The 13399-nt window shown below is 66.5% G+C and carries 14 protein-coding genes and 3 pseudogenes; 8 read left to right on the forward strand and 9 right to left on the reverse strand.

Annotated elements, in window-relative coordinates; all coding sequences use genetic code 11:
* Positions 1-133: 133 nt before the first annotated feature.
* Positions 134-556, reverse strand: a pseudogene (locus OG698_RS45900) (hypothetical protein); the annotation flags it as partial.
* Positions 481-1002, reverse strand: a pseudogene (locus OG698_RS45905) (NAD-dependent epimerase/dehydratase family protein); the annotation flags it as partial. The pseudogenes OG698_RS45900 and OG698_RS45905, both read right to left, overlap by 76 nt.
* A gap of 41 nt (positions 1003-1043) precedes the next feature.
* Between OG698_RS45905 and OG698_RS45910 the strand changes: the two are divergent.
* The 3 genes from OG698_RS45910 (at position 1044) to OG698_RS45920 (ending at position 3446) form a co-directional block, all read left to right on the forward strand.
* Positions 1044-1235: a hypothetical protein gene (locus tag OG698_RS45910; protein ID WP_406110243.1), complete on the forward strand. Its 192-nt coding sequence runs from the start codon at positions 1044-1046 to the stop codon at positions 1233-1235.
* Complete coding sequence (locus OG698_RS45915; RefSeq protein WP_406110245.1) at positions 1232-1804, forward strand: class I SAM-dependent methyltransferase; 573 nt, start codon at positions 1232-1234, stop codon at positions 1802-1804. The genes OG698_RS45910 and OG698_RS45915 overlap by 4 nt, the downstream gene beginning before the upstream one ends.
* A 184-nt stretch (positions 1805-1988) precedes the next feature.
* Positions 1989-3446 (forward strand): NF041680 family putative transposase, encoded by a 1458-nt coding sequence (locus OG698_RS45920; protein WP_406110247.1) that lies wholly within the window; start codon positions 1989-1991, stop codon positions 3444-3446.
* An 85-nt stretch (positions 3447-3531) separates the two neighbouring features.
* Here OG698_RS45920 and OG698_RS45925 read toward each other — a convergent pair whose 3' ends face one another.
* From OG698_RS45925 to OG698_RS45940, 4 genes and pseudogenes are all read right to left on the reverse strand, one after another.
* On the reverse strand, positions 3532-4038 hold the full coding sequence (locus tag OG698_RS45925; RefSeq protein ID WP_406110249.1) for a DinB family protein: 507 nt from the start codon (positions 4036-4038) through the stop codon (positions 3532-3534).
* On the reverse strand, positions 4035-4436 hold the full coding sequence (locus tag OG698_RS45930) for a VOC family protein (protein ID WP_406110251.1): 402 nt from the start codon (positions 4434-4436) through the stop codon (positions 4035-4037). Before OG698_RS45930 ends, OG698_RS45925 begins: the two co-directional genes overlap by 4 nt.
* 76 nt (positions 4437-4512) lie before the next feature.
* Positions 4513-4785 (reverse strand): annotated as a pseudogene (locus tag OG698_RS45935) (transposase); the annotation flags it as partial.
* A 194-nt stretch (positions 4786-4979) separates the two neighbouring features.
* Positions 4980-5666 (reverse strand): hypothetical protein, encoded by a 687-nt coding sequence (locus OG698_RS45940; RefSeq protein WP_406110253.1) that lies wholly within the window; start codon positions 5664-5666, stop codon positions 4980-4982.
* 534 nt (positions 5667-6200) lie between these two features.
* Between OG698_RS45940 and OG698_RS45945 the strand changes: the two genes are divergently transcribed.
* Positions 6201-6347: a hypothetical protein gene (locus OG698_RS45945; RefSeq protein ID WP_406110255.1), complete on the forward strand. Its 147-nt coding sequence runs from the start codon at positions 6201-6203 to the stop codon at positions 6345-6347.
* Between the two features lie 63 nt (positions 6348-6410).
* On the opposite strand, the gene OG698_RS45950 is transcribed toward OG698_RS45945, so the two are convergent.
* Together OG698_RS45950 and OG698_RS45955 are read right to left on the reverse strand one after the other, a co-directional pair.
* Positions 6411-7043 (reverse strand): hypothetical protein, encoded by a 633-nt coding sequence (locus tag OG698_RS45950; protein WP_406110257.1) that lies wholly within the window; start codon positions 7041-7043, stop codon positions 6411-6413.
* Positions 7044-7199: 156 nt separating this feature from the next.
* Complete coding sequence (locus tag OG698_RS45955) at positions 7200-7634, reverse strand: hypothetical protein (protein WP_406110259.1); 435 nt, start codon at positions 7632-7634, stop codon at positions 7200-7202.
* A 13-nt stretch (positions 7635-7647) separates the two neighbouring features.
* On the opposite strand from OG698_RS45955, the gene OG698_RS45960 reads away from it, so the two are divergent.
* The 3 genes from OG698_RS45960 (at position 7648) to OG698_RS45970 (ending at position 10391) form a co-directional block, all read left to right on the forward strand.
* Positions 7648-8040 (forward strand): STAS domain-containing protein, encoded by a 393-nt coding sequence (locus OG698_RS45960; RefSeq protein WP_406110261.1) that lies wholly within the window; start codon positions 7648-7650, stop codon positions 8038-8040.
* Between the two features lie 270 nt (positions 8041-8310).
* Positions 8311-8682, forward strand: coding sequence for an ATP-binding protein (locus OG698_RS45965; RefSeq protein WP_406110263.1), 372 nt, complete (start codon positions 8311-8313; stop codon positions 8680-8682).
* 1352 nt (positions 8683-10034) lie between these two features.
* A complete protein-coding gene (locus OG698_RS45970; protein ID WP_406110265.1) occupies positions 10035-10391 on the forward strand; it encodes a hypothetical protein in 357 nt (118 codons plus the stop codon).
* A gap of 592 nt (positions 10392-10983) precedes the next feature.
* Here OG698_RS45970 and OG698_RS45975 read toward each other — a convergent pair.
* A complete protein-coding gene (locus OG698_RS45975; protein WP_362910263.1) occupies positions 10984-11604 on the reverse strand; it encodes a hypothetical protein in 621 nt (206 codons plus the stop codon).
* A 476-nt stretch (positions 11605-12080) separates the two neighbouring features.
* Between OG698_RS45975 and OG698_RS45980 the strand changes: the two genes are divergently transcribed.
* Positions 12081-13253 (forward strand): RNA-guided endonuclease InsQ/TnpB family protein, encoded by a 1173-nt coding sequence (locus OG698_RS45980; protein ID WP_406110267.1) that lies wholly within the window; start codon positions 12081-12083, stop codon positions 13251-13253.
* Positions 13254-13399 lie beyond the last annotated feature (146 nt).

A 13399-nucleotide genomic window follows, 5' to 3' on the forward strand; every position in this document is an offset into this window, starting at 1 on the left:
GATAGTGGCGGCGCACCAGGTCGGCGGCCTGCCTGATCGATGTGGCGCGGCCGGTGCCGACGTCGAGTGTCGCCCCATCGGCGCCCTCGGTGATGGCCACCAGGAGGGTCGCATCGGCCATGTCGTCGATGTGCACGAAGTCCCGGACCTGACATCTGCCACCGTTGAGGTGCAGCGGCAGCCCGAGCGTGGCGCGCATGGTGAACCAGGCCGCCACCCAGCTGTGGCTGTTCTCCTTGACCACCTGCGGTACTTCTCCGTAGACGGAGAAGTACCGCACAATTGCGTACGAGCCATCGGCACCGCCCAGGGCCAGTGCGGTCTGGTGCTCGCCCCCACAGCTTGGTGTTGGCGTACACCGACCTGGGCGTCCCTGGATCGGCTTCGCTGAACGGGGCGGCCCCCACGTTCGAGGAACCCACCGATGCCGTAGACGCTGGCCGAGGAGACGAACACCAGCCGCTTCACGGTGCTTGTGTGCCGGGCTGCGGCATCCAGCACGGTTTGGGTGCCGTGAATGTCGGCCTGGAGCGCCGCCGCCGGGTTGCGGGTGCACGCCGCGACGTCGGCCAGGACCGCGGCGTGGATGACGTAGTCGCTGCGTGCCAGCAGGTCGTCGATCAGCGCGGCATCGGTGATGTCGCCGGCGATGACGTCCGAACTCCCCGGAGAGATGTTGAACACGGAGGGGTAGACCGACGAGCCGTAGGCATCGAGGCGGCCCACCGCCGAAGGCTTGGCGCCGACCGCGCGGAGCTTGTGCACGATGCGGCTGCCGACCAGTCCAAAACCGCCGGTCATGGTGACGGTGGCGCCGGACAGGGCAGTAGAGCGATCCATGGATTTCACGTGGAACCGACCCTTCTTGACGACGCCGCGCGGCTGCGCGTCGTAGCGCCGCCAGGACATCACCGGCGATCCACCCGGCCCCAGGGGATGACAGTGTGTCCGGTGTGTGTCCCGCGCCAAAGAAGCCGCCTCAACACCGCCCCGGTGCGGCATGGTGGAGGGGAGACAGCGGTGGCGATATCCCGGGAGGCGGCATGGATCTCGAGCGGCATCCGCTGGCGCATCTGCGCCGCCAACACCGCTGGTCCATGCCCGACCTTGTCCGCCTGCTCCGCGCCCGGGCCCAACGCCGCGGCTTGCGCAGCGGCATCGACCGCAACCGGATCTGGCTCTGGGAAGCCACTGGCACCTCCCGTTGCTTTGACGGGAAGGGAGAGCTCCGGTGACGATCGCAGCCCGCGAGCACTGGGAGGAGCACTTTGCTGCCGGGGACGGTTTCCTCGGCGTGACCGCGGCGGAGATGCGGATGTTCACGGAGCAGGTCGCGCCGGCCGCTGGTGCGAGCGTGCTGGACATCGGTTGCGGGCTGGGCGGGTACGCCGCCGAACTCGTATGGCTGGGCTGCCGCACGATGGCCACGGACTGGGCGGCCTCGTCGGTGGCCGCAGTCCGGGACCGGTACGAGGGCCTGCTGCCCGGCCTGACCGTTCAGCGCCTGGACTTCGAGGACGACCAAGCCGTCGGCTTGCTGCCACAGGCCGGGTTCGACGTGGTGACGATGCGGCTGGTGTTCGCGTTCATGCGGGACAAGGAGGCGGCCGCCGAGCGGGTGCGTCGCCTGCTGGCGCCGGGCGGAGTGTGGGTGGTGACCACGTCGCTCGCGGACCGCCTGTCGGCGCGTCGGCATATCGGCATCACTGGTAAGGAGGTGGCCGGCCTGTTGGAGGGGTGGGGGAGCGGGGTCTGGTATGACCTGGAGCCGGGTGGGGTGCGGTGTTTCGTGCTGCGTCGGTGACGGAGTTTCAAGGCGTCGGCCTCAAAGCGGGGTTGGCGCCCCTAACTTGATCTTTAACGTGCGGCGTCGAATGGTCCGTCGAACTTGATCACTCGGTTTGGTATCTGCCGGACATGAAGGCGGCCTTCGTCTGAACATGTGCTCCGACCAAGGAACACACACATTCAGCACGAAGGCCGTGAGGATGAGTCTGCTGCATCACGACGCCCGGCGAGAGTCGCTCGCACAACTGTCATGCTTCCGGGGCGAGTTCTATGCCTGCCTGACCTCCCGTTCGGACGTGTTGTTCGAGCTGGCTGATGCTGTTCTGTGCGGCGACGGGCCGGTGAGGTCGCTGGCCGAACTGTCGTTGGTGGGTGAACACCGCCGCGGCCATGGAGGGCTCTACGCAGCCATGGCCCGTGGACGCATCGATGACGGCCGGCTGCGGCGGGCACTGGCAGAGGTGCCACTGCCGCGGTCTGCCGACGGCCGGCTGGTCCTGGCGATCGATGTCACCTGCTGGCTGCGGCCCGACGCCTACACCTCACCCGAGCGGATTTTGTGTCACACCTATGGCCGGGGCAAGGACCAGCACATCCCGGTCCCCGGCTGGCCCTACTCGATCGTCTGCGCGCTCGAGCCGGGCCGTAGCTCATGGACGGCGCCGCTGGACGCGCTGCGTCTGAAGCCTGGCGACGACACCGCAACCGTCACCGCCCGGCAACTGCGCGATCTGCTGCAGCGACTCATCGCAGCAGGGCAGTGGCAGGCGGGCGACCCCGACATCCTCATCGTCGCGGACGCCGGATACGACGCGCCCCGCCTCGGCTTCCTCCTGGGTGACCTGCCGGTCCAGGTGCTGGCCAGGATGCGATCCGACCGCGTCCTGCGCAGAGCGGTCCCACCACGGCTGCCACACACTCAGGGCCGACCGCCCCGGCACGGCGGCGAGTTCGTCTTCGGACAGCCCAACACCTGGAGCATCCCGGACACCGAAACCATCACCGACACCCGCCTCTACGGCACTGCCAGGGCCCGGTCCTGGAACCGGCTGCACCCCAAGCTGACCCACCGTTCTTCCTGGGCAGCCGCAGACGGCACCCTCCCGATCGTGGAAGGAACGGTGATCCGCCTGGACATCGGCCATCTGCCCAGCGGAGCAACACCCAAGCCGGTCTGGCTGTGGTGGTCAGACACCGATGCCACCCCGGACGACGCCGACCGCCTCTGGCAGGCATATCTCCGGCGCTTCGACATCGAGCACACCTTCCGCCTGTTCAAACAGACCCTCGGCTGGACCTCCCCAAAGCTCCGCACCCCCGAGGCAGCCGACCGATGGACCTGGCTGATCCTCGCTGCCTACACCCAACTGCGGCTCGCCCGCCCACTCGCAGCCGACCGGCGCCGTCCCTGGGAGAAACCCACCTCGCCGGACAGACTCACCCCCGCCCGAGTCCGCCGCGACTTCCGGCACATCCGCCCGCAATCGGCCTGTCCAGCCCAAGCACCGAAACCTTCGCGCCCTGGCCCCGGACGGCCGCCGGGCCAAAAGAACACACGACCCACACCCCGCCACGACGTGCATACACCCCGCAAAACAGCGGCAGCGAAAAAGAGAACGACGAAGTCAACCACCCCACGACCACGCCGCACAGGTTAAAGATCAAACTAAGGGCTGTCCCATAAGACTGTTCAGGCCCTTCGTGATCTACGTCTGGCCTTGGCGGCGTACCTGCCGGGCTGCGTTAGGTCAGGACCATCCATCGTCGGCCGTCGAGGAGTTCTCGTGCCGCATCGAGGTGGCCGGCATGGCACGCAGTCTCGGTGATGACGTGCAGCAAGACGTCTCGAAGGGTGTGCAGGTGTGGCTCGCCGAAGAGGTGGTGGGGCCACCAGGCCAGGGGAGTGTCCGAAGCGGTGGCACTGATGATGGTGTCTGCGAGGTCGGTCTCCGTGCGGTATCGGTCGAGGATCGCGGCGGCGGGAACCTCTGGCCCGACCTGCCATGCGTCGCCGCCGTGGCCCAGAGACTTGATGACGTCTTCCTCGCCGACTACCACCGCACGGAACCAGAACTGCTCAACGTCGAGGGCGAGATGCCGGACGAGGCCGAGGCAGTTCCATCCTGATGGCAGCACGGGCTGGCGCAGGGCATCCGCGTCGAGGCCGTCGGGTATGCCGAGGACGTGGCGGCGCTGTCCATGCAGGAACGACAGGAGTGTCCGGATCTCGAGGCCCGGCGCCGCAGTCACTTGGCGATTTCCCAGATGTGGCCGCCGGGATCGCGGAAGCTGGCGGTCCGTATTCCCCAGGGCCGGTCCATGGGGCCATTGAGCAGTGTCACGCCGCGGGCGGCCAGTTCCTTGCACATCGCGTCCACATCGTCCACGGGCAGGGTGAGCTGGAGGCGGGAGCCGGCGGCAGCCTCGGCAACGCGAGCGGGTTCGATGAGCTCGGGCGCTGCGGTGGCATTCAGTAGGTTGATGATGGTGTTGCCGAATTCGAAGACAGCCGAGTTGTCATTCTCGAAGGCCACCGGCAGTCCGAAGATCTCCCGGTAGAACCGTTTTGTGGCGTCCAAGTCCTCGACGAAGAGGGTGATCGCGCTGATGCCTGTGGGCCATGAGTGGGCTCTCGCCGTGTCTGTCACAGCTACAGAGGATCTACGAGCGGGAGAGCCACGTATAGAGGTCGGATCGAGCGATCTTCTCGCGACGGGAATGGCGTTACCCGGCGAGTACGAGGTTGTACGGACGAGCGATGCCGAGTACGGCCTCGTGTACGCCATCGCCCTTGAGCCTGCAGTCGCGCAGGATCTTCCACGTCTTCATGCGGGCGAAGACGTGCTCGACGCGGGCCCTGACCTGTTTGTGGAACTTGTTGTGCGCCTGCTTCCAGGCGGGTAGTTCCTCGCCTTTGTGGCGACGGTGCGGCATCACCAGCCCGGTGCCCGGATAGCCGCCGTCGGCGATCGTGGTGGTCCTGCCGACGGCGGTCCGGATGCCCTCCTGGCCGCCTTTGATGCCCCAGACCAGGTCCCCGACCCCGTCCTCGACTGGCTTATCGACCTGCCGGACGCCGGAGGCCACGGACCCCGCGGCCTGCGCATGCACCTCATCACCCGACCGCCTCAGTCTTGTTGGGACCCGCAGTCGCTCCCCGACAGCAACCCCTGACCGCTGTCCTCGACCGGCTACGAACTGACCGCGCCGGCCTTCTCGCGCTTGTTGCTGTCCTGCTCGGTTTGGGGCAGCACGGGAGCCGGGGCCTTCTCAGTCGCGGCCTGCACGGCAACTGAGGTGTAGAAGACCGAGCCGCTCTGCTTCGAGCGATGAGCCTGGCTCTTGGCGACAAGATTCTCGAGTGTGGTGCGCACGACGGTCGACTTGATGTTGCGCTGGGGGTGGGCCTGGGCCAGCGCCGAGGTGACCTCCGCCGCGGAACGGGGTTCTTTCTGCTGGTCGAGGTGGGTGTGGATGAGCGCGATCAGCGTGGGCTGCGCCGATGCCGTAGCCGCCTTCGGCTCCGCGTCCTGGGTCTTCTCCTTCTTGGCTTGCACAGTGGTCTTCTTTGCGTTGGGGGCCTTGGCTGCAGTCTTGGACGGGGCACGCCGGGTAGTGGTGTTCTTGCCGGATGCCTGCTGCGGGAGGGACGTCGAAGGCTCCGGGGTGCTCGGCGCGGCTGCCGGTCGGCTGCCGAGCGTCTTCTGGATGCTGTGCAGCACACTCTGGTCGTCCTGCAGGATGCGCAACTGCGCCTGCAGGGCGGAGAGCTCCGCGCCGATACGTTCCTGCTCTTTGGTATTGAGCTCGAGGTCCTGTGCGACCTGAGTGGCGTACTGAGATGTCACGCTGGTGACGGTGACGGGGTTGTCAGTCATGGTGTTGGCCTCTTTTCAATGCGGCAGCAATGGCGCACCACCGTGAGTGCAACCGAAAGTAGGTGCGCCCGCCTGTTCATGTATTGCCGCGGCGAACGGTGGTGTGGCGGCGTAGCGATAGTACGCATGGGTGATGGCTCATGTTCCCATCGAGTGATGGTTCCACCCTGCATTCAGGGTTGAACCTTTGCGCAGGGCGGCCTGATCCGCGAAGCCGTCGACCGGACGCTGACGTCGAAACTCGTTAACAAACGCTGTCGCTGTCGCTGTCGCTGTGAGGTCTCAGGACTTCTTTGACGGTTTGTCGTCAGCAGATCCTTGACGGTCTCTGTGCGTGCCCATGCCTTTGACGTAGAGCCTGGTGATCGGTCCGGGGTTCTTGCGGGGCCTGACAGCGAGTTCGTCCTCGCCATGCAGGATCCGGAAGTACGCGGCGCCGCACATTGCTGGGCTGTTCGCCGGCGCCGGACGCACCGAGGAGGCCGGGGGAATGAAGCGCAGATCCTCGACGTCTTCGCCGACGCTGCTGGACCGATGCGTGCCCGCGACCTGTGCCAGGCCCTGGACCTCCCGCTCAAGCCGAAGAACATCGAGAGTGCCCGGCACAAGCTCAAGCGCCTGGTCAGCCTGGGCGTCCTCGCCGAGACCGAACCGGGCCTGTTCTTCCAGCGCCGCCCGTAGCAGCCCTCCGTTCCAGGTCACCCGTCCGTCACGGCTGCCGCACTTGCCATCCGGCTCACGACGCTAGTGACCCGTCATGCGGAGCCACTGCATCGTTGTGACGAGCTCTTCGCCGAAGTCCTCGCAGAGCGCGAGCAACTCGCGACCCGTGGACGAGTCGAGCAGCCCTGCGGAATCGGGGAGAACCCCGAGAGCACCATGGCAGGCGGTCTCGACGGCGATGTGGCGCGACGCGAAATAGCCCTCGCTCGTCCGGTCCGCCAGGTCGGCGAGGTACTGGCGGTGGGCTTCCTCCGCGGGGTGAGAGTAGAAGGAGCCCTCGACGAGACCGTCGAGGTAGTTCGCAAGGCCGGCCGAGGCTTCGACTACTCGCTCGACTTCGTCCACGCCAGGCTTGTCCAGCAGTTCGCCGAAGGTCAGCATGTTGCTGATGGTCTCCAACTGGAAGAGCTGGACCGTGTCCGGGTCGACTTCAGACGTGAAGAGCGGGGCCGTGCACAGCTCGGCGATTGCTCGCCGGTATGCGCGCTCCGACTGTTCACCAGGGGGTGATGCTGCCAGTCGGAACAGCGACTCCAGCACGGACTGGTCGACGCCCCACTCTGCATTGAATTCGAACGCGAGTATCGGCGCGCGCCACCGCCACAGGGCCAGGACGGCCGCCTGACGCTGGTGAACGGGCTTCAGGTCCGCCAATCGCTCGATCCGTACCACGTTCTTGAGTCAGCCCTTCTGATCTACCGTCCCCGCCCGCCCCCTTTACCTCGGGACACTGTAGAAGCCGCCGAAGGACCACGTGACCGCCAGGACGGTAGCGGGCACAAGCCAACTGCGGGAATCGGCCATACCGGTTCAGAATGCCCTCTGAGGCAGCTGCGCCTGGGCGAACTTGGCGCGGCCGATGATGAACGAGGCGGGCATCAACCACTTGAGCTCGTTGGAGAACTGCTTGGGCGGAAACGCCGCCATGGTGTGGGCCCGGGGATTCAGCACGAGTGCGGTGCGGATGGCCGGCGACAGATCGCTGTCAGCGCTGATGACCATGGCCGAGGTCGCCGTCTGCTGGGCGATGTCGGCCACCAGCGAGACCGCGATGTTGACGGCGGCCTCTTTCTCCTCGTAGTGCGTCCAGGTCGCGCCGAGCGATCGTGGGAGCCGAGAGGCGCTGGCTTGAGCAATCACCCGCCCGCTTGCGGTGACGTCAGAGGTTGTGTCGTGCGTTCGCGGTGACGGAGCCATGGATATGCGCCATTTGGCGGGTGAGGTCATGGCCAGTCGTTCGTGCATATGCGGAACGGACGTGCGGAAGGCACGACCCAAAACCTCTCCACAGGGCATCGCCGTTAGGCAACTCATGCACCCGGAATTTCGCATCAGCCACCGTGACGAGACGGGCTGGACCGTCGTCGAGATCCATGGCGAGGTCGACGTCTCCAGCGTGCCTCAAGTCAGGGAACACGTGTTCACCTGTATCGAAGTGGGCCGGTATCGCCTCATCGTGGACCTGAGGGGGGTCCCGTATATCGACTCGACGGGCCTTGGGGTCCTCGTCAGCATCGCCAAGCGGATTCGTACGCACGTCGGTGACCTGAAGCTGGTGATTACGAACCCGGACATTCTCCAGATCTTCCGCATCACCGGCCTGCACCGGGTCTTGCAGATCTCTGACTCGGTGGAAGCCGCGATGGAGTGACATGCGAGGTGACGACGACAGACGCCCGGCGCCCAACTCGCAACTGAGGGGCACCTATTGGCTGAGTAGCTCTGACACCGACTGCCCATGGTGCCGACAGCTCCTTCTGCCACGCAACGGGCGCCCCGAACCGGATGGGGATGCGTCACCACCGGGGAGGATCGATCCCGCTGGCCGGCGGTGCCGGACGGCCCGCCTGATCGAGCGTATGCGGGCCGTCATGGTGATCCTTGCGGCGATCACCATAGTCGTCGCCGCGGTGGTGACCGTGTGGCGGAACTGACTGAGTCCCACAAGGCCGCACTGGAGGGCCGCTGGAAGACCTGCATGCGGTTCTTCGCTGGCCCGAAGCTCCTGATCATCGACGAGCTCGGCTATCTGCCGCTCCCCGAGGACGGCGCGTCCGCGCTGTTCCAAGTGATCAACCAGAGGTATCTGTGGTCGAGCACGATCCTGACGACCAATGTCGGCATCGCCGACTGGGCCGGCGCCTTCGGCGACGCCACCGTTGCGGCCGCGATGCTAGACCGGCTCCTGCATCGGGCCGCCGTCGCGGGGATCGACGGCCCCTCCTACGGGCTCCGCGGACACCAGAACCAGGCCGAGACGCTGTGCAAGGGAGTGAATGCCCGTGTCTCCTGACACCGAAAGGCACCTGCCTCAAGGCCCCGAGAGCGCCAACTGCCCTGTCTGTGAAGGAGAGTTCGTCCCTCACCCGCGACAGATCTACTGTTCTCCTCGCTGCAAAGTCCTCGCCCGGCGCACGATCCCCGCCGAACCGCAGGCGCATTCCTGCCCAGCCTGCGGCGCCGAGTTCACTGCCAACCCCCGCCTGTGGCAGATTTATTGCCCTCCTGCCTGCCGCCGAGAGGCGGAAAGCAGCGGGACCGTGCGCGCGGCGAACAACGCGCCCGCCGACTCGGCGAGACATCACCGCCAGCGCTGCCGGAACTCCCGCCGCCGCCCAGATCCACATCCCGCGGCGGACCACGTCCAGCTGTCCCGAAACGCGATCTGCTGGAGCCGACCGCCACCCGGAACTGCCCGCACTGCCAGCAGCCAGTCACCATCGTCGCCCTGCTGGCCACCCCCGAAGCTGCCCGTCCCGCTATGCCCACAAGCCCGGACGTCATCCCACTGCGGAGGACCCCTTGAACGAGTCCGTCTGACCGTCATTGATCGTCAGGGCCCGGCGGCCTCTGGGCCCTGACCCAATATCAGAATTGCATGGTCAGGCCACCATCGCGCAGGGCAATTAGGGCCCTGCCAAGGCACTCAGCAGCTGAGCTACCGTCCGCCCGCAGCCCGTGATGCAACGGCCCGCCACTGGCAGCAAAGGTCCATGGGGGCTGACCAGCGCGCATCCGCTCGGCATCCACCCTGATCATGGCGTCTACACCCTGTTCGCCGAGCCATTCCAAGAGGAGTAGCGACGCATCCTCCACCCCGCTCTGCTCGTCAAGCCTCGGCCACCGGCCCCTCGAACTGGTCACGGTCACGACTCTACTCAGCGCCCGCACAGCTCAAGCAGACAGCAGGCGCCTCAATGACAGACACGCTCGTCGCTCCCCACTTTCCCCACACATTTCAAGATGCAACGAAATGGAGGGAAGAGCGACACCAGCCAATTTCCAGAATCCTCATCAGAGACCGGACAGCCGTAGTTGGCCCTGCCGGCCAAGTGCACTGTCCCTCGTCATCCAAGCGAGGCGTTTGACAGCGAACCCAGCCGTGTCGGCGTCCGTGACAGTCGCGTCCGCCTCACTGTCACCGCCCTGTCATCCGGCTGCACGCAGCTCCCAATGTCAGTGACACCAGCGACAATTCTCTTCGACAGCGCTGGTGGGGCAGGGGGATGCCCGCGCATGCAGACAGATGACTTCTTCCGCAGGCCCGATGAACACCTGGACTGACCCGACCACAGGCCGGGTGAATGGGTGTGTCAGCTGTGGGAGCTGGATGTCGAGCTGATGGAGTCCCCGCGGTTCGGCCCCGTGCCCGACCACCTGCACCTGGAGGTAGCCGCGGCCCTGACCCGGCTGCTGCACGAGGACTTCGTCGCCCGGGGCACACGCCACGACGAACGCATGAATGACGAGGAAGTCGTCCTCGCCGTCAAAGCGCACCGTGCGGTCCTCGAACGCCTGGGCCTTGAGCCGCCGAAACTGCCGTTCCGCCATCACAGCGGGTTCTACCACTACTGGCGCAAGAACGACATGTCCGGGGGCGGCGGCTGGCAGGCGCACCGCGAGTGCATCGAGGGGCTGCTCGGGCCGACCCGGCAGGCCCTGGATGGCTTTGGTCACGTTCAGCAGCAGCGTCTGTCTGCTGGTTTGGGCGTCAGTTGGTGATCACTGAGTTTCGGAATGTTCACGAGAGACAGCGTCAGCGCATGGTGTCCTGTCGCAGCGAAGTTAGTCGCCGGGATCCCATGGACCAGTGCGGCCTGGACCGCTGGCTCGGATGGCAGGGAAAAAGTTGGCGCGCCGGAAGGGCGCTTGCCCCCTGCCGTCTAACCTCTCGGCTTGAGGGTGGGATTATGGAACAGTCGATCTTGGTTGAGTCCATCAGGTACTCCGCTGTGTGCCAGAGGTGTGGTGCCGAGGCAGAATGGTGCGGCGTTCAGGCGCTGGTGGGCGAGGAACTATGGTGGGATGTTGAGTCAACGTGCCCGACCTGCGGGTTTGCCCTGGCTGTTTGTGGCGGTGACTCGCCGGATGAAATGCGTGGACGGCTGCTCTCCGAGCACGGGCGGGCAAGGTTGCAGGTAACCCCGCCGACGAGGAACGCCGCCATCATGCGGGTGCTGCGGGCGGAACTCGGCATCGGTCCGGACGGCGTCCGGGCCGTGCTGGAGCAGGTCCTGACCGGGCAGTACTCAGGGACCGCACAACAGCCGTCCCCGCACCGCGAACAAGCGGTGCGGGGACGGCTGTTCTTGTATCAGCGCAGTTTGTTCACCGCGGTGACCGTCGTCTTCTTGAAGGCGGCCACCCGGGCGTCGGCGAAGGAGCCCATCTGTCCCCACTGGACGACGGTGACGACGTTCCCGTCACGGCCGACCGAGAACAGACTGATGTCGGACGCGCCCCACGTCGTCGTCGTGTGCACCCCGTACACATACGCGCCTTCCTCCACGGCGAGGCGCCCGTAGTACTTCTGCTTCGCGCTGGTCTCGGGATCCTGCTCCATCACCTTCTTCGCGCACCCGGCGAGGTCCTTGCGCAGCAGCGCTGCGAACGCCTTGGCGCGCAGGACACTGCGCTCGACGACCGTCACCTGCAGCGCGCCGGTGTCGTAGTCGGTGCGGTACGTGCGGTGCACCGAGGTCGACGGCAGTGCCTCGCCCACACACATGGGCAGCGGGTCCGGCTGCCCGGCCGTGACCGGGCCGGCGAACCAGGCGGACGCCGGGTGAGGAGGCAACTCGGACGGTGCCAAAAAGCGCGGGGTACCGGCCGCGGCGGCCGGTGTCGTCAGCGCGGCGGCGCCCGACGCGGCAGCCACCAATGCGGCCAGGGCCGGCAGTACCCGGCGCATCCGGGTGCGTGTACGGATCATCATGGTCAGTTCCCCCGTGTCGTCGTCTTCGCTGGTCTGCAGGGCGATCGCCCTCACCGCATACGACCCGTGGTGCTGCCAACTCGTTGTCCGCGCCCGTGTCACAGCTGTGTCACCGGCGGCCGGGCATGGGCCACCCGGCTGTTTTTAGGCGTTCAGGTAGGTGCTGATCACATCCGGGTCGGGATCCATGCCCAGCCCAGGACCCTGCGGTACATCGACCCGACCCTGTTTCAGCGACTTCTTGTGAGGAACCCCGGGCGTTCACGCCCGGGAGGAATCGCATCCACGGGGTGCGACGCGGAGCGTCGCCGTGATGTGCCGCAGGACATCACGGCTGCGGAGCGGCCGGGAGGCGTTCCGGCGGAGCGGGGCTACGGCGGTGTGCGCGTGGGAGGGCCGGGGCGGGTTTCGCTCGTTGGGGTGGGGCGGGGGCGAACGTGTGTGGGTCTTCGTCCAGGTGTATAGGTTCGCTGATCGTGAAGCTGGTGGTGCGCGTGAAGCTGCTGCCGACGCCCGTACAGGCGGCGGCACTTGAGGCGACCCTGCACACCTGCAACGAGGCCGCCACCTGGGCCGCCGAGGTTGCGTTCGAGGAGAATGCGCGTCGCCCGCTGGAGCTCCGCAAGCACGCCTATGCCGAGATCCGCTTCCGGTGGGGACTGGGCGCGCAGGCCGCCCAGCACGCGATCAAGAAGACCTGCGATGCCTACACCACCCTGAGGGCGAACCTGCGTAACGGCCGCTACGGGCGGCCCGGTTCCAGGCGGCACACTCGCGCCTCGGGCAAGCCTGTCGTCTTCCGGCCCGAGGCGGCGCAGCCGTACGACGACCGGATGCTGTCCTGGCAGCACCAGGCACACACGGTGTCGATCTGGTCCACGGCCGGCCGGCTCAAGGGTGTGGCGTTCACCGGGCAGGACGGGCAGCTGGAAGTCCTGGCCGCGCACCGGCGGGGTGAGTCCGATCTGGTGTGCCAGGGCGGGAAATGGTTCTTGATCGCCACCTGCGACATCGACGAAGCCGCCCTGAACGCCCACCCGGTCGGATTCCTCGGCGTCGACCTGGGCATCGTGAACATCGCCACTACCTCCGACGGCGAGCGCCACTGCGGGCGTCGGATCAACCGCAAGCGGGAACAGGACCGCAACTTGTGGTCCAAGCTGCAGAAGAAGAACACCAAGTCCGCCAAGCGGCGGGCGAAGAAGTACGCGGGCAAGGAAGCCCGGCGGAACAAGGACATCAACCACAAGATCAGCAAGCGGATCGTGGCGGAGGCTGAACGCACCGGTCGCGGGATCGCCCTGGAGATACTCACGGGCATCCGCGAGCGGGCACGGCTGAGAAAGCCCCAACGCGCCACGCTCCACTCCTTGCCCTTCGCCCAACTCGGCGCCTTCATCGCCTACAAGGCGAAGCGGGCCGGGGTGCCGGTGGTCTACGTCGATCCGGCGTACACCAGCCAGGAATGCTCGAAGTGTCATCACACCGCACGCGGAAACCGGCCCGCCCAGGGCGTCTTCGCGTGCCGGGTCTGCGGCTTCGTTGAGCACGCAGACCACAACGCGTCCCACAACATCGCCCACCGCGGGTGGTACGTGTGGGTCTGCGGGGCCCGGTCAACGGCCCCTGAACTCACCCTCATCGCGTGAGAGCTGGATGCAGCCGAACCCATCACAGCCAGTGATGACTGGAGCAGCAAGCCCGGTCGTTCACGACCGGGTAGTTGGCAATCAGTTGGTCGCCGTAGATTTGCGCCTCGAGATCGAAGTAGCGCCATTCGATCTCGAGTCGGCGG

The sequence above is a fragment of the Streptomyces sp. NBC_01003 genome, assembly GCF_045162695.1.
In the GTDB taxonomy this organism is placed as follows: domain Bacteria; phylum Actinomycetota; class Actinomycetes; order Streptomycetales; family Streptomycetaceae; genus Streptomyces.